Here is a 19,930-nt window from a genome sequence, read left to right as displayed (position 1 = left end):
AGGTTGGGTGTCAGAAACACCCACGCAATCCGCCTGTGGCCAAGAACCTTCTGCAGAAAGGAAAAGGGCAATTCAACGATGCCCATGACGGGCGCAAGAAATTTATACATGAGGGTCCTCCTTCGATCCGGCGCGGCGCGGCATGCGCCGCGCCGGAAGGCGATGGATCACTTCGCCTGTTTCAACGCTTCCTCAAGGTCCGTCTTCGCACGGGCCATGGCCTCATCAACGGTGCTTTCACCGACGATAGCCTGCGTGATGCGCTGGACTGAGATGTTGAACATGGCGCGGTTGTTCTTGTAGCCCTGGTAGGCGTAGGCAATCGGGCTGAGACCGGGGATCTGGTCGAGCCAGGCATTCATGGCCTTCTGCGTCGCAGGCGTCGCACCGGTATAGGTCACGCCCTTGTCAGCCACCGACTTGTTCGCCGGAACGTTGCGGGTGCGCACCGTAAAGTCGAGATAGTTTTCGTCCTGAGCAAGGAAGTTCAGGATGTCGGCAACGATCTTCGGGTTTTTGGTCTGCTTGAAACCGACGATGCCGGTGCCGCCGGGCATGCCGGTGCAGGCTGCGCCACCGCAGGGCTGCGGCACGACTTCCCAGTCAAAGGCATCGCCCACCTGGCTGTCGAAGCGCGCTGTCTGCCAGCTGCCGGAATAATAATAGACCAGCTGGCCGTTGATGAATTCCTGCGCGGCGTCGCGGTAGGTATTGCCGCCCTGTCCGGCCCAGACGTCACGCGCCATGGTGCCGTCCTTGTTCCACTCCACGAACTTCTTCACGAACGTGGTGAAGCCTTCATCGACGAGGATCGGCTTCCCGTCAGCGTCGAAAATCTTCGCGCCGTAAGAAATGGCCGGGCCGGCGATGCGGTGGCCGGAACGGTCGATCGCCATCGGGTAAGGCGTGCCGGTTGCCTTGGCTACGGCATTGGCGGCCTTTGCCCAGTCATCCAGCGTTGCATCCTTGCCGGGAACGGCGACGTTTGCCTGATCGAACAGGGTGCGATTGATGAAGGCGCCGGTGATGGTGAGCTGCGTGTGCATGCCGTAGATGCCCTTGTCGTCAGGGCCGCTGCGGTACCATTTCAGCACGTTGGAGAAATTGTCCTCCCAATACTTCGCGTCCACATAGGGCGTCAGATCGAGATAATAGCGGTTGAGACCGCCAAGATCGGTCACGGTTGCGAAGTCAGGACCGCTGCCGCCGGCGAGCTGCACGGGCAGACCTTCCAGCAGCGCCTTGTAGGGCACGACATCGGTGACGATCTTCACATCGGGATGCTGCTTTTCGTAACGTGCGAGAATATCCTTCAGGATTTCGCAGCCGTTACCGTCATAAGCGCAGGTGAAGCGCACTTCCTGGGCCGCCTGCGCGGCACCGGCAAAGGACGCCGCGCCAATGGCGAGCGCCAATGCCATGCTGTATTTTCTGGTCATCTGGTTTCCTCCCGTTAGATGATTATGCTTTTGCGGATGCGCTCGGAGCCCAGCCCTTGATCCACTCACCTTCGGCGGCGTCGGACAGACGAACCGGCTTTCCTTCCCGGACGGACCGGTAGATGGCTGTCACGAGTTCGATTGACTGCAAGCCGTCATGAACCGTCACTTCCTTGCCGCCGCGTCCTTCCATCGCGTCGGCAATGGCTTCGACAAAACCGGCAAAGCCGTTTTCGCCATCCGCTACGGTCGCCAGAACGGCGTCGATCTGATCCTGTGTCGTCGGGGCGCGGGCGATAAAACGCCAGGTGTCTTCCGCCGGACGATACGGCAAGGTGCCGCTCTCCGCCGTGAAGCCCTCGAAGCAGAAACGAAGGCGCGAGGTGTCTTCGGCCGCGCCGAGCGTGACCGAGCTAGTCGCGAGCGCACCGCTTTTCATGCGGAAGCTGAGTGCTGCGCAATCTTCGGTTTCGATTTTGTTGACCCGCGTATCGGCCATGGCGAAAACTTCCTCGACCGGACCGAGGACGTGGCAGAGAAGATCATGGGCATGAATGGCATGACCGAGGATTGCACCGCCGCATTCACCCTTCCAGGTGCCGCGCCAGGGAATGTCGTAATAGCTCGCGCCACGGTTCCAATGGACTTCCGAGCTCGCGACGAAGGCCTTGCCGGCAAGACCGGCATCGATGAGCGCGCGCATCTGCCGCATCGCCTGTCCGAAGCGGTACTGGAAGACGGGAAACACGCCGCGACCGGTCTTCTTGACGGAGTCGATCAGCGCATTGGCTTCTTCCAGAGAGCGAACCAACGGCTTTTCGCAGACGACGTCCTTGCCCGCCGCATGCGCCTTCAGCGTCACCGGAAAATGCAGGTGCGGCGGCAGGCAGACGTCGATCAGCTGGATGCTCTCATCGGCCAGAACCTCATCGAGATCGGTGGTCAGACGAATGGAGGTATCATCGCCGGCGACGGAGTGGGCGCGCTCCAGATCGAGATCGCAGATCGCCTTGACGACGAAGCGCTTTGGCAGCGCCCGATAACCGGTCAGATGTTGGGCGCCGATGCCGGCGCCGATGATGGCAACACCAATCATTTCGAGGCTCCCTCAGCCTTGGCCTGCGCCTGAAGCGAGAGGTCGCAGACCTTGAAGACGTGTTCCTGCGTCATTGCCGTTTCGGTGCGGTTGCGGATATCGTCGCAGATACGGGCGAAATAGGGCAGGCCAGCACCGGAAGCATCAATATACTCGCAGCGGTCGCCATTCACGAGAACGAGGCGATCAGTGCCTTCGGTGTTGCCGACGTCAACATATTTACGCAGCTCGATGTAACCCTCGGTGCCAAGGATGGTCAGACGGCCGTCACCCCACGTCGGCAACGCATCCGGTGTGTACCAGTCGACGCGGATATAGCCGTGACCCTTGTCGCCGCGCAGCACGACCTCGCCGAAATCCTGAAGACCCGGATCGTGCGGGTTGGCGTAATTGGCAACGGTGGCGGACACGATCTCAACCTCGGTCGAGCCGGTGAAGAACATGAACTGGTCGATCTGGTGGCTGGCAATGTCGGTGATGATACCACCGTAGGCTTCGCGCTCGAAGAACCACTTCGGGCGAATCTGGCGGTTCAGGCGGTGCGGGCCGAGGCCGACAGTCTGGATGACGCGGCCGATGGCGCCCTGGGCAACGAGTTCAGCAGCCTTGGTCACGCTTGGCACTTCGAAGCGCTCGGAGAAATCCACGGTCCAGATGCGCTTGGTCTTTGCCACCGTCTGGCGCAGGCGGTCGAGCTGTTCGAATGTGGTGCAACCGGGCTTGTCGGACATGACATCCTTGCCGGCTTCCATGGCGGCAATCGCGAGATCGGCGCGCTTGGAGGGAATATCGGCGATCACGACGAGATCGACGGTGCCGTCAGCCAGCAGCGCCTCTTTCGATGCTGCGCGCGGCACATCCGGGAAGCGCTTGACGAAGCCTTCCACGACATCGGGCTCGCCTTCCGTCCACCAGCCGGCAAATTCGGCGCCGGCATCCAGCAGGTTCTGGGCCATGCCGAAAATGTGCCGGTGCTCAATCCCGAGAGCGACGAACTTGATTGCTTTACTCATCCTGCAGTTCCACTTCCTTGCCGGTGTCGGCCGAGTTGATGATCGCGTCGATCAATCTGTGAGACAAAAGAGCCGCTTCACCGGTGACGACCGGCGCGCGTCCTGAAGAGATGGCGTCTGCGAAATCATCGAAGACGCCCTGATGCCATTCATGCGTGAAAGCCATGGGGTCGGCGCCGCCGCCCGTGCCAGCGGCCGCGCCGCCAAAAGTCTCCTGCCGGCCATCGCGCCAGTCGAGATGCAACAGACCCGAAGCGAGCCGCAGGCTGGCATTGTCGAAGTGCAGCAGGATCGATTCCGCAGCGCCGGGGAAACTTGCGGTGCTTGCCACCAGCGAGCCAACGGCACCGTTCTTGAAGCGCAGTCCGGCAGAAACATAATCTTCGGTTTCCATGCGATGGAACCGCGTCGTCGCAGCCATGGCCTGAACACGGGCCACTGGCCCCGTCAGGCTCAATGCCAGATCGATCGTATGAATTGCCTGGGAGATCAGAACGCCGCCGCCATCGCGCGCCAGCGTGCCGCGACCCGGTTCGTCGTAATAGGATTGCGCCCGCCACCAGGGCACGGAGATTTCGCAGAGGCCTAGTGCGCCGAGCGTGCCGCCATCAACGAGCTCACGGGCTTTTTGCGATGCAGCCCGCATGCGGTGCTGGAAGATGATGCCGAGAGTAACACCTGCCTCGCGACAAAGGGCAACAAGACCGTCTGCTTCCTGCGTATTGCGAGCGACGGGCTTCTCCATCAGGATGTGCTTGCCGGCTTTCGCCAGTTTCCCGACGATATCAATACGGGCATTTGGCGGTGTTGCGATGATGGCGAAATCGACATCCGTATCGCGCGCCGCCTCCTCGACTGAGGAATAAACCGCAACTTCATATCCGGTGTTTTTCGAGGCTTCGGCGGCCAGCGCCTTGGCGCGGCCGGAGCCACCATCGACTATGCCTTTCAGGTGAATTTTTTCAGGGCTTGCCGCGCAGGCAAGCACATGCGTCTTCGCTACCATTCCGGCACCAACGATGACGCAGGTCTTGATATTTTGCATTTCGGGAGCCTCCTTCCCAATGCGCAATCATTTGCATACCGGTATGCCGGTTGTCAACAGACTTGTGTTCCGGTATACCGGTTATGAGAACGCTGGAGGGTATATGCCGAAGATTCCCGTGACAGGCGGCACCGTGCCGACAATGGAGCGACTGGACCTTAACCGTCCGGTCGTGGACCAGATTTATTCCGCGCTGAAATCCGCCATCCTTTCGCGGGAGCTTTTTCCCGGTCAGGCAGTCTCGGAAAACGAAATCGGACAGTCGTTCAATTCCAGCCGAACCCCGGTGCGGGAGGCGCTGAGCCGTCTGCGCGACGATGGTTTGATCGTGACGCTGCCAAGCCGCGGCACCTATGTTTCGAGATTATCGGAAAAGAACATCCGCAGCGCGCAATTCATCCGCGAGGCACTTGAGGTGGCGGCAGTGTGCAGGCTGTGCCAGATCGGCCTGACAGCGGAAGCGGAACAGGAGATCGAACACGCCCTGAACGGCCAGCGGGCAGCAATGCGCAATGGAGACAGAAAGGCTTTCCGAGTTCATGACGACCAATTCCACAGCGCGCTTGCCGCCGCGACGGGGCTTGAAAGACTGGAATCCCTGCTGATCCGCGAGAAGGCGGGGCTGGATCGACTGCGGGCACTCGCCATAACCGACGAAGCGCATATGGCACGCCTGCTTTCCGAACATGAGGCGGTATATGACGCAATCAGGGCAGGAGACGAAGCCCGCGCGACCGATAATTTGCGCAAACATCTGAGACGTGTCCTCGGCATTCTTTCGCAAGTCTTCGAGAACCACCAGGACTATTTCGAGTAATTCTGCGGCATCTTTTTCAACGGTTCGAACATCATGAATACGGCAAATCCCGGACAAGCGCTTGCCATGTCGCAAACGAAACTTCTGTGCGACACGATGAGTACATTGGCGGAATCCCCTGTCTGGGACGAGCGGCGACAGGTGCTTTTCTGGTGCGATATTCTCGGAAAGACCGTGCGGTGCGCAGGTCTTGAGCCCGGCGTCTATCAAGAATGGCCGTTCCCCAGGACAGTTTCAAGTCTCGGCCTTTGCCAGAACGGCGAACTCATCGTCACTTGTGGCATGGACATCGTCATCCTCGATCCGGACAGCGGCAAAACGCGTCTCCTCCATTCCATTCCGGCACCCGAAGGCATCCCGTGCCGGCTGAATGACGGACGGATCGGCCCCGACCGCGCTTTCTGGGTGGGAACAATGCACAATGTGCCGCTTTCGGACATGGAGCCCCATGGCGAGCTTTGGCGGATCACGGAAAAAAGCGCCAAGCGCATGCAGACCGGGCTGACATGCCCGAACGGCCTCGCTTTTTCTTCCGACGGCTCGATTATGTGGCAAAGCGATTCCGTCCAGAAATGGATACGCCGGCGAAAATTCGACCGCCTGAACGGCACCTTCGATGAGGGCGTACAGGTGGCCCGGATGACCGAAGAAACAGGAAGACCCGATGGCGGCTGTCTCGATAGCAGCGGCAACTATTACAGCGCGGGCGTTTCCGCTGGCGTGTTGAACATTTTCTCGCCCGATGGCAAGCTGACGAACGTGATCGCGGCTCCTGTCCCTCACCCCACGATGCCCTGCTTCGGAGGGCCTGATTTCAGCATCCTTTTCCTGACATCACACCGCCACAACATGTCCGAAGACCGGCTTGAGAAAGCGCCATTTTCGGGCGGCGTCTGGGCTATCCCGACGCAAACGAGAGGGTTCGCCGGCTTCCGTTTTGGCGACGGTGGATAACGCCCTCAGGTCGGGTTCGAATTCCTAGTCCTCCCGGAAGGCGCGGCTGATCTGGTCCGTCAGCGGTTTGGCGATGTAGGACAGCGCCGTTCTTTCGCTGGTCTGGATAAAGGCCTCGGCGGGCATGCCCGGCACCAGCGGCGCATTGTTCAGCTTCTTCCGCTCGGTAACCGGGACGGAAATCCGTGCCAGATAATAGGAGAGCCCAGTGCGCTGATCTGTCGTGATATCCGCCGCAATGCGGCTGACATGACCTTCCAGCTCCGGCGTGACGCGCTGGTTGAAGGCGGTCATGCGCAGCATGGCCTTTTGCCCCACCTGAAGCTGGTCGATATCTTTCGGCAGGATCTGCGCCTCGAGCGCAAGGTCATCTCCGTCAGGTACGATCAGCATGATCGGATCTGCCGGCGTTACGACGCCCCCCACCGTATGCACAGCCATTTCATGCACCGTGCCCGATTGCGGCGCGACGATATCAATGCGTTTCAATTGATCTTCGGCGGCAACCTTGCGCTCGACGAATTCGCCCATCTGGGCCTGTATTTCGCGCAGTTCCCTCCCGACCTCGGTCCGCAATTCCTGATCGATCTGAAGGATCTGCAGCTTGGTTTCGGTGATGCGCCCCGCAGTCTGTGCCTGATAGGCGATTTTTTCGCCGCGCTCCCCGCCGAATGTCGCGGCCTGAGTCTGCAGGCTGTTCAGCCGCTGCACGGAGACGACGCCCTGTTCGCGCAGCGATTTCTGCGAGGCAATTTCAGCCTGCAACACCGCAAGCCCGTTATCATAGGCCACTTCCTGCGCCTTCAGACCTTCGATCTCATGTTCGAACTGGGTGATGCGCTCGGACAGCTGCGCTTTCCTGCCCTCTCGATAGGACTTGCGGAATTCGAACAGCTTCGTCTCACTGCGCATGGCAGAAGCGACATTCGGGTCATCCATGCGCGCGATCAGAGTCCGCGGAAAGGCGAGTTCAGGCAAATCGTCCCGCTCGGCTTCCAGTCGGGCCATCCGTGCAGTCAGTTCGTCCAGGCGCTTGGTCACGATGGCGAGATTGGCACGGGTCTGCGTCGCATCGAGACGCATGACCACATCGCCGGCCTTCACCCTCTCGCCCTCATTCACAAGAATTTCACCGACGACACCGCCGCTCGGATGCTGGACCTTTTTCGTGTACGAATCCACAACCAGATGACCGGAGGCGACGACTGCACCGGCAAGACGGGTCGTCGCGGCCCAGCCCCCGACACCGGCCAGAAGCGCAATGCTTGCGGCGAGTCCCGCAAAGAGATGCTTGCGGATGGAGCGGGAAACGCTGCTGCGCTGATCAATCTTTGACATCCGTCTCTCCCTTCCGGCTGTTCTCTTCACGGCCGTCTTCCAGCCCGGCGGGCCGGGCCTGGGTATTGGCCACGACGCGCAGCGGTGAGACCGTTTGCGCGGATGCGGTGAAACCTTTGCCGCCCTGCCCCTGCGGAACACGCAGCACCTTGGACAGCACCTCGTCGCGCGGGCCAAAGGCCTTCATCCTTCCCTCTTCCATCATCAGGATGAAATCCACCGCACCGATGGCACTTGGCCGATGGGCGACGACAACGGCAATACCACCGCGCGCCTTGACGGAGGCAATCGACCGGACCACTGCCGCCTCGCCTTCCGCGTCAAGATTGGCGTTGGGTTCATCCAGCACCACGATAAAGGGATTGCCATAAAGAGCGCGGGCCAGACCGATGCGCTGGCGCTGCCCGGCCGAGAGAGCTGAACCCGCCTCGCCTATATCGCTGTCATACCCCTTTTCGAAACGCAGGATCAGCTCGTGCGCGCCGGCAGCCCTAGCTGCAGCGATGATGGCTTCGGGATCTGGGTTGTCCGCGAAACGGGCGATATTCTCCCCGATGGTGCCTTCAAAAAGTTCCACGCCCTGCGGCAGATAACCGATGTGGCGGCCAAGCGCTTCCCGGTCCCACTGATCGAAGCTTGCGCCATCGAGCCGCACCTTGCCGGCGGCAGGCATCCACGCGCCGGTGAGAATGCGCGATAGCGTCGATTTGCCCGAACCTGACGGACCGATGATGCCGAGCGCGTTTCCCGCTGTCACGACGAAACCGAGCCCAGCAACGATGGGCTTTTTTCCGCCCGGCGGAACGATGGTGACATTCTCGACCCGTAATTCCTTCTCTGGCTTCGGCAGGGCCATGGCAGCGGCATCGGCCGGCATTTGCGAAAAAAGCTCTCTCAGCCGTGCCCAGCTCTGCCGGGCGGCCGCGAAGGACCTCCAGTTGGAAATGGCGAGATCGACAGGCGCCAGTGCCCGGCCCATCATGATCGAACTGGCGATCATCACGCCGCCGGAGGCTTCCTGCTCGATGACGAGCCAAGCGCCGACAGCAAGAATTGCCGATTGTAGAACGGCCCGAAGCGATTTTGCGATATTGCCGGGGCCGCCTGCCACATCGCCCGCCCTGCGATTGGCGGCGAGATAGGCCTCGTTGGAATTTTGCCAGCGTTTACCGAGCCGGCCGCCAAGCCCCATGGCCTGCACCACCTCTGCGTTGCGGCGGGAGGCCTCCAGCTGCCGGTTGCGGACCATGTTTTCCACCATGGTGTCGCGGATTGGTTTTTGAGAAAAGATATTGGTGAAAATTGTGAGCGAGACCAGCAGCACAGCGCCGGCGAGCGCCGTTACACCGATCCAGAAATGGAACAGGAAACATATGCCGAGATAAAGCGGCATCCACGGCAGGTCGAAAAAGGCAGTCGGACCCGTGCCGGATAAAAAGCCGCGTACATTGTCGAGATCACGCAGCGGCTGAAGGCCGTCACCCGGCATGCGGTTGACGAGCGGCAGGCGCACCACGGCATCATGCACTCTGCGGGAGTAGCGCAGGTCGAAGTCTTCGCCGATACGGATCAGGACACGGGCACGGATAATATCGAGCAGGCACTGGAAACCATAAAGCCCGAGAGCAAGAAGAGCGAGCCCGACCAGGGTCGGCAGACTGCCGCTTGTCAGTACCCGGTCATAGATCTGCAACATGAAAAGCGGCGACGTCAGCGCCAATATGTTGACGACACCGCTGACCAGCGTGAGGCCGAAAAACGTAGTCTTGAGGGGCGAAACGACCGCCGCAGTGAGGGACTGCGGCGGTGTCTGCTGCTGGTTTTGAAAGCCCACAGCCGGTTTTTCCTTTACGCGGCAAGCGCCGATGCGCTGGCGAAAATGAAGTCCGATGCGTCGAGTACATTGGCATCGACGCCGTTCAGCGTGACGGAGACGGACGTGTCTGTGGCCAAGAGGATAACGGCATTTCCATTATCATCATACCACAACAAATCGTCCACCGATGTTGCGCCCCAGGGGGATACATCGAGCTTGTCCGTACCATCCTCATCACCGAGAATTAGTGCGCCGACGCGGGCCCATGGCCCGAGTTACCAGGGAACCCGGCAATTTTTGCAGCCGGGTTCTTCCATCGTCAGATTGCCCCGTCGACGATGACCATCGGCCTGCCCTGCGAGCAGGGTTCGATACGTGCATCAATGCGATAGATTTCGCGCAGCATGTCGGATGTTATCACCGCTTCCGTGCTGCCGCTCACCACCATTTCGCCCTGTGCGATCACCATCGTCTTCTCGCAATAGCGCAGCGCGTGGTTGAGATCATGCAGCGCAATCAGAACGATCATGCCTGTCTTCTGCGCGAGTTCGGTGACGAAGCCCAGAACCTCGATCTGCCGGTGGAGATCGAGTGCGGAAGTCGGCTCATCCATCAGCAGCACCTCCGGCTTGCGGGCAAGCGCCTGTGCCAGCGAGACCAGCTGGCGCTGGCCGCCTGACAATTCGCCAAGCCCGCGGAAGGCAAGGTCATGGATTTTCAGCGCCTTGAGAATGGCGTCGATCTCGAACAGCTCATGATCCTGAACGCGCCAGCCGCCGCCCTGCTTGGCGGAAAGCAGAACGGATTCATAGACCGTCAGTACCGCGTTTGCGCCGGTGTCCTGCGGCATGTAGCAGATGGCGCGGTCTCCACGGGCGGTATCGGAAAGTTCCACCAGCCCGGGACCGGAGATCAGGCTGGCGATGCGCTTGAAAAGCGTCGACTTGCCGGCGGCATTCGGGCCGATCACCGCCGTCACGCTACCGCTTTCGAGCGTATCGATGCCCACCTTGGAGAGAACCGTGGAGCGCCCATAGGCGGCGCCAACATCCTTCAATGCGAGGGCTACCATGCGCGTCTCCTGTTACCGAAAATAAGCGCGAAAAAGAAAGGTACGCCCACCAGCGCCGTGATGACGCCGATCGGCAGAACAGCGCCGGGAATGAGTATCTTGCTGATGACCGAGGTTGCAGACAACAGCAATGCTCCGCAGATCACCGAACCCGGCAGGAAGAAGCGCTGATCTTCACCCACCAGCATGCGGGCGATGTGCGGCCCCACCAGCCCGACAAAACCGATTGTGCCGACGAAAGAAACCGGAATGGCGGCCAGCAGGCTGACCGTCAGCATCGTCTGCAGCCGCAGACGGCGCACATTGATGCCCATGCTGGCCGCCTTGTCATCGCCGAGTCTGAGCGCCGTCAGCGCCCAGGCATTGCGCATGAACATCGGCACGGTAACGAGAAGAATGGCGGCGGTGACATAGACCTTGTCCCAGGTCGCCTTCGTCAGGCTGCCCATGGTCCAGAAGACGACGGCGGCAAGAGCCTGTTCGGAAGCGAGGTATTCGAGCAGCGACAGCGCCGCATTGAAGGTGAAGACAAGTGCGATGCCAAGCAGCACGATCGTTTCAACCGTCACACCGCGAAGGGTCGACGCGAAATGGATGAAGAGGGCCGCTACCATTGCCATGATGAAGGCATTGATCGGCACCATGTAGTGCACGGCGCCCGGAAAGATCGCCACCCCGCCGACGAGCGCCAGCGCCGCACCGAAGCTTGCGGCGGCCGAGATGCCGAGCGTGAACGGACTGGCGAGCGGGTTCGACAGGATGGTCTGCATCTGAGCGCCCGCCACCGAAAGGGACGCGCCCACGGTGACCGCCATCAGCGCGATCGGCATGCGGATGTCCCAGATGACCACACGCAGCTGGTTTCCCACCGCAGCCGGATCGGCGATGGTCGCAAGCACGTCGGAGAGGGTGTAGCGAGCCGGACCGAGCGCCATGTCTGCGGCCATGCTGAAACACAGGGCGATGAAAAGCCCGAAGAGGATGACGATCCTGCGCGCGGCAAGGGCGCGATATTGATCGCGCCCGCTGACGCCAACGGCGCTTTCATTCAGCGAACTCATTGGTTCAAACCTTTTTCGAGCGAGGCGAAATAGCCCGGCTTGTAGGTGACGGGAAGGAATTTCCGGTGAAACTCCTCGAAATTCTTTTCCGGATCGAGATCGGCGAAGAGGTCCGGGTGAAACCACTTGGCGAATTGCTGGATCGGGAAAAACTCGTAAGGCGCACCATAGAACTGGTGCCAGACGGCGTGCACGTTGCCTTGCTTGACGGCCGTCAGTTCCGGAAACGGCGTGCGCTTCATCAGGTTGGCCAGTCGCTCACGGGAAAGAGCCATATCCGCACCGCGTCCTACGGGAACGAACTGATTGATGTCGGATTCAGCCGCCCAGTTCGAACCTGTGACAATCACGTGCTCGGGATCGGCAACGACGAGTTGTTCGGGATTGAGGTCGCCAAAGGTCGTCTTGATGATGCCATCCGCAATATTGCGACCACCGGCGAGATCGACCATGGCGCCGAAATTGGCCGGGCCAAAAGTGCGGCAGCAGTTGTTTTCACCAGAAATGCCGGGCGAACGCTCAATGAAGACGTTAGGGCGCTTCAAGTCCTTGACGCTGGCGAGCCGGTCGGTCACACGCGCGATTTCGGCACGGCGATAGGCGATGAACTCCTTCGCGCGCTCTTCGGCGCCGAAGAGTTTGCCGAGGATTTCGACCGAGGCTTCACTGTTCTTTTCGGGATCGATGCGAAAATCGAGATAGACGACCTTGATACCGGCAGCTTCGGCTTTTTCTTCGAAACCGCTTTCCTTGGCTGATTTCTCCGCTTCGAGATTGAGTGTGATGACATCAGGCGAAAGCGTGATGGCCGACTCGAGGCTGAAATCCCCCTGTGGCACGTAACCGAAGCGTGGTAGTTTCTCGATCTCGGGGAAACGCTCGACGTAGGCGGCGTAGCTGTCCGGGTCCTTCTTGAGCAGGTCGTCACGCCACCCAACAATAGTATCGAAAGTCTGGTCGCCCTTCAGCACCGCGATGACGTGAACCTGACGCGCCTCGCCAACGAGGACACGCTTGACCGGCAGGTCCAGCTCGATCTTGCGTCCGGTGACATCGGTGATCTCCCCGGCATGAGCCGGGACGGCGAGAAGGGAGAAGGCCAGCATCGCAAGATGCCTGAGGGCGCTGAGCCGCATGAGAAGGTCCTCATCAAGTTCAAAACAAAACGATGAAGCCGCGTGGCTGCGGCTTCATCCATCGAGTGGACCGGCGCTCCTCCTTCACCGTCCCTGTCTTATTTCCCATCCTTCAGCGAAACGAAGTAGCCGGGCTTGTAGTCAAGCGGCAGGAAGCGGGCGTGAAGTTCCTTGAACGTGGCTTCGGGATCGAGATCCTTGAAGAGATCAGGGTGCAGCCACTTGGCGATTTCCTGAATGGCCACGAACTGATAGGGATTGTTATAGAACTGGTGCCAGATGGCGTGGACATTGCCATCCTTCACGGCCTGGACGCCTGTGAAAGCCGGGCGTTTGGTCAGGTTTTCCAGCTTGCGACGGGCCTCCTTCACATCCGCGCCGTAACCGACGCCGACCCAGTTGCCGCCGGGAACATAACCGTTCCAGTTGCCGCCGGTGATGATGATCTGCTCCGGGTTGGAAGCGATGATCTGCTCAGGATTGACGGTGCCGAAGGTGCCCGGAATAATATCCTTGGCCATGTTGATGCCGCCCGCCAGCTCCACCATCTTGCCAAAATTCTCGTTGCCGAAAGACATGCAGCAATCGTCGGAGTAACCGCCGGCACGCTCCATGAACACAACAGGTTTCTTCGGATTTGCCTTTTCAAGCGTGTCCGTTACCTTCGCGATGGATTCCGCCCGGAACGTGATGAAGTCTTCCGCGATTTTTTCCTTGCCGATCAGCTTGCCCATCAGACGCATGCTCGGCTCGGTGTTTTCCATCGGCTTTTCGCGGAAGTCGACATAGACCAGCGGAATGCCGACCTTTGCGAGCTTTTCGATGTAACCTGCCTCTTCGGTCGCCGTCTTCGCGTCGATGTTCATCAGAATGACGTCGGGCTTCAGGGCAACGGCCTGCTCGACATCGAAGGTGCCGTCCTTCATGCCGCCGAAAGTCGGCAGCTTGGCGATATCGGGGTATTTGGCGAGATAGGCGTCGTAGGTTTCCGGATCGGCCTTCGACAGATCGTCACGCCAGCCGACCACGTGCTGGAAAGGGTTTTCCTTGTCGAGCGCCGCCAGGAAGTAAATTTGCCGGCCTTCGCCGAGAATGACGTGCGAAACGGGAACGTTGACTTCGACATCCCGGCCGGTCACATCCTTGACGGTGACCTTTTCGGCCAATGCCGGCCATGCCGCAGATACGAGAAGGCCAAGGGCAAATGCCGCAGATTTGGCTGAGATGCGCATCGGATATTGCTCTCCAGTGTTGACTGGCGCGGCTGTATTATTTTCTGACTATACTAGTCAACATTTATGTTTTAGAGCCATTCTTAACTGACCGGTACATGAGCTGAAGACCAATGATCGACACCATAGAATATGGCAAAAACGACAGCCTGAGAGACGAAATCAAAGCCTACTGGTCCGGCCGGGCGGCGACTTTCGACCTGTCCCCCGGCCATGAAATTTTCTCCGAAGAGGAGCGAGAGGCGTGGCACGCGCTGATCTTGAAACATCTTGGTCCGGGTGAGGGGCGCAGCGCGCTCGATCTTGCCAGCGGCACCGGCGTCATCTCTCACCTCATGGACGATCTCGGATTTCAGGTTACCGGCATGGACTGGTCCGAAACGATGCTGGCGCTTGCCCGTGAAAAAGCAAAAAGCCGTGGGCGTAGCATCCGTTTCTTCGTCGGCGATGCCGAAAACACGATGGAGCCGGATGAGAGCGCCGATGTCATCATCACCCGCCATCTGGTCTGGACGCTGGTCGATCCGCGGGCAAGTTTCGCGGAGTGGTTCCGAGTGCTGAAACCGGGTGGACGCCTGCTGATCGTGGATGGCGATTTCGTCAATACCAGCTGGCGCGAAAAACTGGTAAAGAAACTTGCGGCAAGTCTCGAAGGCTTGGGATTGGTCAAACAGGATCAGCCGCACAAGCCAGCTGATCCGGAAAACACCTTCACCAGCATCCTGTCGCGTGTCTATTTTTCAAACGGTGCGAGAGCCGGCGAAGTTGCAGCGCTTCTGCGACAGACGGGTTTCCAACCTGTTGCAATCGATCAGGAACTCCAGGCCATTCACCGCGCCCAGGCGAAAAATTTCAGCCTGCTGAAAGGTATACTCCGGGGGCTGCAGCATCGTTATGCAGTCTGCGCGGTGAAGCCGGACATCACAGGCAAAACCTGAGGCTCCGTCTGTGTGTCCTCAGGCCAGATCGAAAGATCTAGAGCGTCAAGTCCCTGACCGTAGAAGACGGTCTTCTGATGACAAATGCGCAACGGTGACTGGGGGCGGATCATTCCCTGCCCTGTTGCACGGACTGACCGGCACCTCATTTTTCCGCGCGCTCGAAAAGTTCCTCGAAGCGCGGTTTTGCCCGAGCCGGCATATCGACCGTCCGGTAGCTCTGCGGCAGGGTCGCATCGCCGACCTTGATCAGCATGACCATGCCCATGCCATAATGCGGTGAACATTTGATACCGTAGAAACCCGGCTTGTCGAAACCGGTCTCGAATTCATCATTGATCCGGCTTTTGAAACCTTCCACACCTTCAGGAACCATCCCCTCAACGGTCGCGGCATTGTGACTCTTGTGGGTCGGCACGAAGCGCACGCGATCACCGGCGGTGATCTCCAGAAAATCGGGCTCAAACACCATTGGGCCCTTCTCGCCCCTGTTCAGCATTTTCACCTCGAAGGTTTCTGCCGAGGCATGTGCGGATAAACCCGACCCCATGAGCACGGCAACGCCTGCAACTCTTGCAAGCCTCAGCAATTTCATCATGCCATGACCTTTCTTGCATGATCGGCCCGTCCGTGGGCCGGCAGAAAACGAATGTGCGAAAAGCCGCTTCCATCAACCGTCACAACGCATTCCACTCCGAAGACGGACGCTATCGTTGCCGGCGTCAGGACTTCGCGCGGCGCGCCGATGGCGATGATCTCACCGCGATGCATAATGGCGATGCGGTCGCAGAACATGGCGGCGTGATTGAGATCATGAAGGGCCGCCACAACGGTCAATCCCTGCCGGCGCACCAGATCGAGCAAGCCGATCTGGTGGCCGATGTCGAGGTGATTGGTAGGCTCGTCCAGCAGCAGAATATTGGGCTCCTGCGCCAATGCGCGGGCGATATGCAGTCGCTGGCGCTCACCACCGGAAAGGTGGTGCCAGCTGCGCTCCGCCTTGTCGGCCATGTCGACATTATCGAGCGCGGCCTCGACGATCGCGTCGTCATGCACAGACCACGCCGAAAGTGGACCGAGATAGGGCGTGCGCCCCAATTCCACCGCCTGTCGTGCCGTGATGCGCTCGGTGGTTTCGGCCTGCTGCTCCACAAAAGCCAGCCGGCGAGCGAGTTCACGCCGTCCGAGGGAGGCGAGCGGATCGCCGCCGAGCATAACGTGACCGTAGCGCGGCTTGCGGATGCCGGCCAGCATGGAGAGCAGCGTGCTTTTACCGGACCCATTCGGGCCGATTATGCCGAGAAACTCTCCGGAGCCGACATCGAGCGAGACACCGCGTACGATGTCGATATTGCCTGCGCGAAATTTCAGGTCATGAGCGGATAGCTTCACGAACGTCCCCTCTTCTGTCCGAGGATGAAGGCGAAGGCGGGCGCGCCGACAAGCGCGGTGATAACGCCGATGGGCAGCACCTGCCCGGGAATGACAATGCGGGAGAAAATATCGGCGATGATCATGAATACCGCACCGGTCAATGCTGTCACCGGCAGCAGCAGTCCATGGCGGACGCCGACGAAGATGCGTGCCGCATGGGGAATGACGAGGCCGACAAAGCCGATGGACCCGACCAGCGAGACCATCACCGCCGTCATGATCGCCGAAACCGAGATCAGTACTGCATAGGTCCGCCGCACCGGAATGCCGAGCGAGGCGGCCGCCTGCCCGCCGAAGGCAAAAGCATCAAGCGCCCGGGCGTGCCAGAGGCAAACCGCAAGACCGGCAACACTGACCGGCAGGGCCAGCCACACATCCGGCCAGCGCACGCCCGAGAGGTTCCCCAGCAGCCAGAACATGATACCGCGCGCCTGTTCGGCATTGGCGGATTTGGTGACGATGAAGGACGTCATGGCATTGAACAGTTGCGAACCGGCCACACCGGCCAGGATGATGGCACTGTTGCCGTGCCCTGCACGCACCGCCAGAAGACTGACAAGCGAGAATGCGACGAAGGCACCGATCAGTGCCCCCGCCGGCATTGTCAGAAAGCCCGCCCCAAAGCCGAGAAGGGCCACGCCCACCGCTCCGGTGGAGGCGCCCGCGGAAATACCGAGGATATAGGGGTCGGCAAGCGGGTTGCGCAGCAGCGATTGCAGAACCGCGCCGGCAAGCGCCAGTGAAGCCCCGCAGCAGGCGGCCACGACGGCGCGGCTGAGACGATAGCTCCACACAATTCCCTCATCCAGCGGCTCCAGCGGATAACCGGCGTCAAACACCCGGTTGGCGATGGTTTTCGCCACCACATCGAATGGAATGGCGGTTTCGCCGATGGCCGCCCCGGCCATCAGCGCGCCGAGCAGCAGGGCGAGCGCGGCAAAAACCAGCCCTCCTCTGCCGAGATGGATTGAAAACCCGCTCACTTGGCGAGACCGGCAGCCGAAATTGCCTCAGCCAGCGTTTCAATGCCTTCGATCGTCCGGATGGTCGGGTTCATCGCCTGGGCGTCCATCTCGAAGACGTGACCTTCCTTGACAGCTGGCATGATGCTGGCCACGGGATCGGTTGCGAGGAATTTCTGCTTGACGGCGATGTCGTCAGCCGGGAAACGGCGGCGGTCCATCTTTCCGGCCACAATCACCGAAGGATTGGCCTTGGCGATGGTTTCCCAACCGACCGTTGGCCATTCTTCGTCGCTCTCGATCACATTCTTCAGGCCGAGCGCCGACATGATGTAGCCGGGCGCGCCGTTGCGGCCCGCCACATAGGGATCGATATCCAGTTCCGCGCTGGAGAACCAGAAGACGGCGGAAAGCTTGCCGTTTGCGGAAGCAATCTTTGCGCGGGCAGCCTCTTCCCTTTTCTTGAGATCATTGACCACTTCTTCGCCGCGATCCTGGACGTTGAAAATCTGCGCAAGGTCGCGGATTTCCTGATAGATCAAATCCATTGTGAAGCCGGTCTTGCGCACGCCGTCGCCGCCCCCGGAATTGTCCTTGCCCACGCAATCTGCCGGCGAGGTGTAAACAGGAATGCCGAGTTCGGCGAATTGCGCCGGCGTACCGACAACGCCCTCGGGGCCGATCTGCCACTGGAACTGCGTTGTGACGAGGTCCGGCCTCTTTCCGACGACGGCCTCGAAGCTTGGATCATTGTCGGCCAGACGCTCCACCCTGGAATTGGCCTCCTCATAGCCCGCAAGGACCGGGCCGATCCACAGGGCCGTGCCAACGACCTTGTCGGCCAGCCCGAGCAGATAAAGAACCTCAGTCGTGCTCTGGCCGACGGAGACGGCGCGGGCGGGCGGCTGCCTGAAAGTGATGTCGTGACCGCAGCTTTTGATTGTCAAGGGATATGCCGTTTCCGCGGCATTGGCGGTGGCGGCGGGCAGAACTGCAAGCGCAGCAGCGAGAAAGCCGGCGCGGACCGGCAGGCGTCCAGAATGAAACATGTGTTCTCCAATCGAAATGAAATCGCTTGTTCCAGAGCAGCGGCGTCAGAACGCGCAGCAACCACGGAACGTCTTGTACGGAGAACGGTAACAGGACGCAAACCAAATGTTATGAAATAACATTACAATCTCCTCTTCCGGGCTTCCCCGCCCGTAACGATGGTTTATATTTTGACGGCAGGTCTCCTGACTCACGGATTTGCGCCTTTCATCTGCCTTCCCGCATTCCGGAGAATGCAGTGGCATGACGCCATCGGCGTCACGAGGATGAGCGGCAATCCGCTTACAGTTGCGGGGGCAGCCACGGCATTGGGCGATAATCATCGCCCGCACCGTGTTCCCTATTAATCCCTTCGCCTTTCGGCTGCAGGAACCGTCGCTTTCTCACATAAGGGTCAAGGGGCAGTGCGTCAATCATCAAAGCATGTTTCCAGCGCAGCGGAACGCATCGCGTCGAGCGACGCCCGAAACAGGACCACCACATAATCAGTCGAATTGAGGCGGTTCAAAACTGCGCTTCAGCACAGCGATGGACCCGCAAGGGCGAAAATCCTCGCCGGACCCGAACCCGCAGGCTGCGGCGCCTGTTTCGACATGGTGGTAAGAGTTTCGATCACGACCAGGCCGGATTGAGTCAGAAAATCGGTCAATACGCCCTGGTCTTGCACGGCATCCAGACGGACGAGCTGATCGTCCAGATCGGCAAAATGCCGACTCACCAGCGCGACCGCATCTTTCTCCTCAACTGCGACGACCGGACCGACGATGTGACCTCGCCCGGCCGCCCGGCGCAGCGCGAAAGCCACCAAACGATCGACCTCGAAAAGGCCATAGCCAGTATTGTCGCGCAGAAGACGTTGCAGCACGCCCCGCCTCGATACGCCCAAAGCCACCCGGTCAATCGTCACGACCGCCGACAAATGATCTTCCGAGAGGGGCTCGATCCGTTGCTTTCTGCCAAGCCCCGGTGTCTGCACGGGGGAGCGCGCCCTGCCCCGAAACAGCTGCACCTTTTCCGCATCTCCGGAAAAGCCTAGCCCTGCAAAAAGACGACGTGAAACGTCGGTGGCGTTCAGCCGCAAGACGGTTGACGGGTATTTTGCCAGAAGCTGCCGCACCAGCCAGGGCGCCACGCCACGCCCCTGCAGACGTGGCGATACGATGACCATGCCGAGCGTCGCGAAACCCTGATCATAGGGAAAGAGCATCGCTGTCGCGACAACACGGTCGATCTCGTCCAGCGCAGCGAGACCGACACCGCATTGCCGCAGGAAACACCATTCATTGGCGTGATAGCGCCATCCGACCGCCATGGAGAGGGCGTGCAGACGATCTGCCTCCACATCGGCAATATCCACGGTCCGCAACTCGAAACTATCGACTTTGAGCAGCTCCATCGCAAACGGCTCTCACTCCCTCCAGCGCGGGGAACCAGCGTTCCCGGCGTCCAAGCCATGACGTCCGAGGATAACGAGCCATGCCAGCACGAATTTTCTGAAAGCACTGGAAGGACACAACAATCTACCGA

At 60.0% G+C, this 19,930-nt stretch carries 18 protein-coding genes, 1 pseudogene and 1 riboswitch; of the genes and pseudogenes, 3 read left to right on the top strand and 16 right to left on the bottom strand.

The window, feature by feature from the left end:
* Window positions 1-167 precede the first annotated feature (167 nt).
* Genes K7A42_RS02790 through K7A42_RS02775 form a run of 4 tightly spaced genes read right to left on the bottom strand, consistent with a single transcriptional unit; the run spans window position 168 to window position 4,593 of the window.
* A complete protein-coding gene (locus K7A42_RS02790; protein ID WP_004438356.1) occupies window positions 168-1,439 on the bottom strand; it encodes an ABC transporter substrate-binding protein in 1,272 nt (423 codons plus the stop codon).
* A 22-nt stretch (window positions 1,440-1,461) separates the two neighbouring features.
* Window positions 1,462-2,535, bottom strand: a complete 1,074-nt coding sequence (locus K7A42_RS02785; RefSeq protein WP_072493613.1) for a Gfo/Idh/MocA family protein — start codon at window positions 2,533-2,535, stop codon at window positions 1,462-1,464.
* On the bottom strand, window positions 2,532-3,548 hold the full coding sequence (locus tag K7A42_RS02780) for a Gfo/Idh/MocA family protein (RefSeq protein ID WP_034498321.1): 1,017 nt from the start codon (window positions 3,546-3,548) through the stop codon (window positions 2,532-2,534). The genes K7A42_RS02785 and K7A42_RS02780 overlap by 4 nt, the downstream gene beginning before the upstream one ends.
* Window positions 3,541-4,593, bottom strand: a complete 1,053-nt coding sequence (locus K7A42_RS02775; RefSeq protein WP_174151617.1) for a Gfo/Idh/MocA family protein — start codon at window positions 4,591-4,593, stop codon at window positions 3,541-3,543. Before K7A42_RS02775 ends, K7A42_RS02780 begins: the two co-directional genes overlap by 8 nt.
* A gap of 103 nt (window positions 4,594-4,696) precedes the next feature.
* Between K7A42_RS02775 and K7A42_RS02770 the strand changes: the two genes are divergently transcribed.
* Window positions 4,697-5,410, top strand: coding sequence for a GntR family transcriptional regulator (locus K7A42_RS02770; RefSeq protein ID WP_034498325.1), 714 nt, complete (start codon window positions 4,697-4,699; stop codon window positions 5,408-5,410).
* A gap of 33 nt (window positions 5,411-5,443) precedes the next feature.
* Window positions 5,444-6,364: an SMP-30/gluconolactonase/LRE family protein gene (locus K7A42_RS02765; protein ID WP_174151618.1), complete on the top strand. Its 921-nt coding sequence runs from the start codon at window positions 5,444-5,446 to the stop codon at window positions 6,362-6,364.
* A gap of 24 nt (window positions 6,365-6,388) precedes the next feature.
* Here the strand turns inward: K7A42_RS02765 and K7A42_RS02760 are convergent, their stop codons facing one another.
* The 7 genes and pseudogenes from K7A42_RS02760 to K7A42_RS02730 form a co-directional block, all read right to left on the bottom strand.
* The gene (locus K7A42_RS02760) at window positions 6,389-7,702 is read right to left on the bottom strand and encodes an HlyD family type I secretion periplasmic adaptor subunit (RefSeq protein WP_174151619.1); all 1,314 of its coding nucleotides are present in this window, start codon (window positions 7,700-7,702) and stop codon (window positions 6,389-6,391) included.
* Window positions 7,689-9,536 carry a type I secretion system permease/ATPase gene (locus K7A42_RS02755; protein ID WP_282454773.1) on the bottom strand — a complete coding sequence of 616 codons (1,848 nt, stop codon included), beginning with the start codon at window positions 9,534-9,536 and terminating at the stop codon, window positions 7,689-7,691. Before K7A42_RS02755 ends, K7A42_RS02760 begins: the two co-directional genes overlap by 14 nt.
* A gap of 14 nt (window positions 9,537-9,550) precedes the next feature.
* Window positions 9,551-9,757: pseudogene (locus K7A42_RS02750) on the bottom strand (hypothetical protein); the annotation flags it as partial.
* Window positions 9,758-9,837: 80 nt separating this feature from the next.
* Window positions 9,838-10,590 (bottom strand): ABC transporter ATP-binding protein, encoded by a 753-nt coding sequence (locus K7A42_RS02745; RefSeq protein ID WP_174151621.1) that lies wholly within the window; start codon window positions 10,588-10,590, stop codon window positions 9,838-9,840.
* Window positions 10,584-11,651, bottom strand: coding sequence for a FecCD family ABC transporter permease (locus K7A42_RS02740; protein ID WP_113731641.1), 1,068 nt, complete (start codon window positions 11,649-11,651; stop codon window positions 10,584-10,586). Before K7A42_RS02740 ends, K7A42_RS02745 begins: the two co-directional genes overlap by 7 nt.
* The gene (locus K7A42_RS02735) at window positions 11,648-12,787 is read right to left on the bottom strand and encodes an ABC transporter substrate-binding protein (protein WP_112555515.1); all 1,140 of its coding nucleotides are present in this window, start codon (window positions 12,785-12,787) and stop codon (window positions 11,648-11,650) included. The genes K7A42_RS02740 and K7A42_RS02735 overlap by 4 nt, the downstream gene beginning before the upstream one ends.
* A gap of 98 nt (window positions 12,788-12,885) precedes the next feature.
* Window positions 12,886-14,019 (bottom strand): ABC transporter substrate-binding protein, encoded by a 1,134-nt coding sequence (locus K7A42_RS02730; protein ID WP_111813432.1) that lies wholly within the window; start codon window positions 14,017-14,019, stop codon window positions 12,886-12,888.
* 113 nt (window positions 14,020-14,132) lie between these two features.
* Here K7A42_RS02730 and K7A42_RS02725 point away from each other — a divergent pair, with 113 nt between their 5' ends.
* Complete coding sequence (locus K7A42_RS02725; RefSeq protein ID WP_112555513.1) at window positions 14,133-14,957, top strand: class I SAM-dependent methyltransferase; 825 nt, start codon at window positions 14,133-14,135, stop codon at window positions 14,955-14,957.
* 145 nt (window positions 14,958-15,102) lie between these two features.
* Here K7A42_RS02725 and K7A42_RS02720 read toward each other — a convergent pair whose 3' ends face one another.
* From K7A42_RS02720 to K7A42_RS02700, 5 genes are all read right to left on the bottom strand, one after another.
* Window positions 15,103-15,555 carry a pseudoazurin gene (locus K7A42_RS02720; protein ID WP_006698648.1) on the bottom strand — a complete coding sequence of 151 codons (453 nt, stop codon included), beginning with the start codon at window positions 15,553-15,555 and terminating at the stop codon, window positions 15,103-15,105.
* Window positions 15,552-16,349, bottom strand: a complete 798-nt coding sequence (locus K7A42_RS02715) for an ABC transporter ATP-binding protein (protein ID WP_112555511.1) — start codon at window positions 16,347-16,349, stop codon at window positions 15,552-15,554. The genes K7A42_RS02720 and K7A42_RS02715 overlap by 4 nt, the downstream gene beginning before the upstream one ends.
* Window positions 16,346-17,374 carry a FecCD family ABC transporter permease gene (locus K7A42_RS02710; protein ID WP_004438311.1) on the bottom strand — a complete coding sequence of 343 codons (1,029 nt, stop codon included), beginning with the start codon at window positions 17,372-17,374 and terminating at the stop codon, window positions 16,346-16,348. Before K7A42_RS02710 ends, K7A42_RS02715 begins: the two co-directional genes overlap by 4 nt.
* Window positions 17,371-18,402 (bottom strand): ABC transporter substrate-binding protein, encoded by a 1,032-nt coding sequence (locus K7A42_RS02705; protein WP_112636668.1) that lies wholly within the window; start codon window positions 18,400-18,402, stop codon window positions 17,371-17,373. The genes K7A42_RS02710 and K7A42_RS02705 overlap by 4 nt, the downstream gene beginning before the upstream one ends.
* 158 nt (window positions 18,403-18,560) lie before the next feature.
* Window positions 18,561-18,795, bottom strand: a riboswitch (cobalamin riboswitch).
* 125 nt (window positions 18,796-18,920) lie between these two features.
* On the bottom strand, window positions 18,921-19,799 hold the full coding sequence (locus K7A42_RS02700; RefSeq protein WP_004438306.1) for a GNAT family N-acetyltransferase: 879 nt from the start codon (window positions 19,797-19,799) through the stop codon (window positions 18,921-18,923).
* Window positions 19,800-19,930 lie beyond the last annotated feature (131 nt).

Source organism: Agrobacterium sp. InxBP2 (assembly GCF_026191755.1).
Lineage (GTDB): Bacteria > Pseudomonadota > Alphaproteobacteria > Rhizobiales > Rhizobiaceae > Agrobacterium > Agrobacterium pusense.
This window is presented reverse-complemented; position numbering and strand designations above follow the sequence as displayed.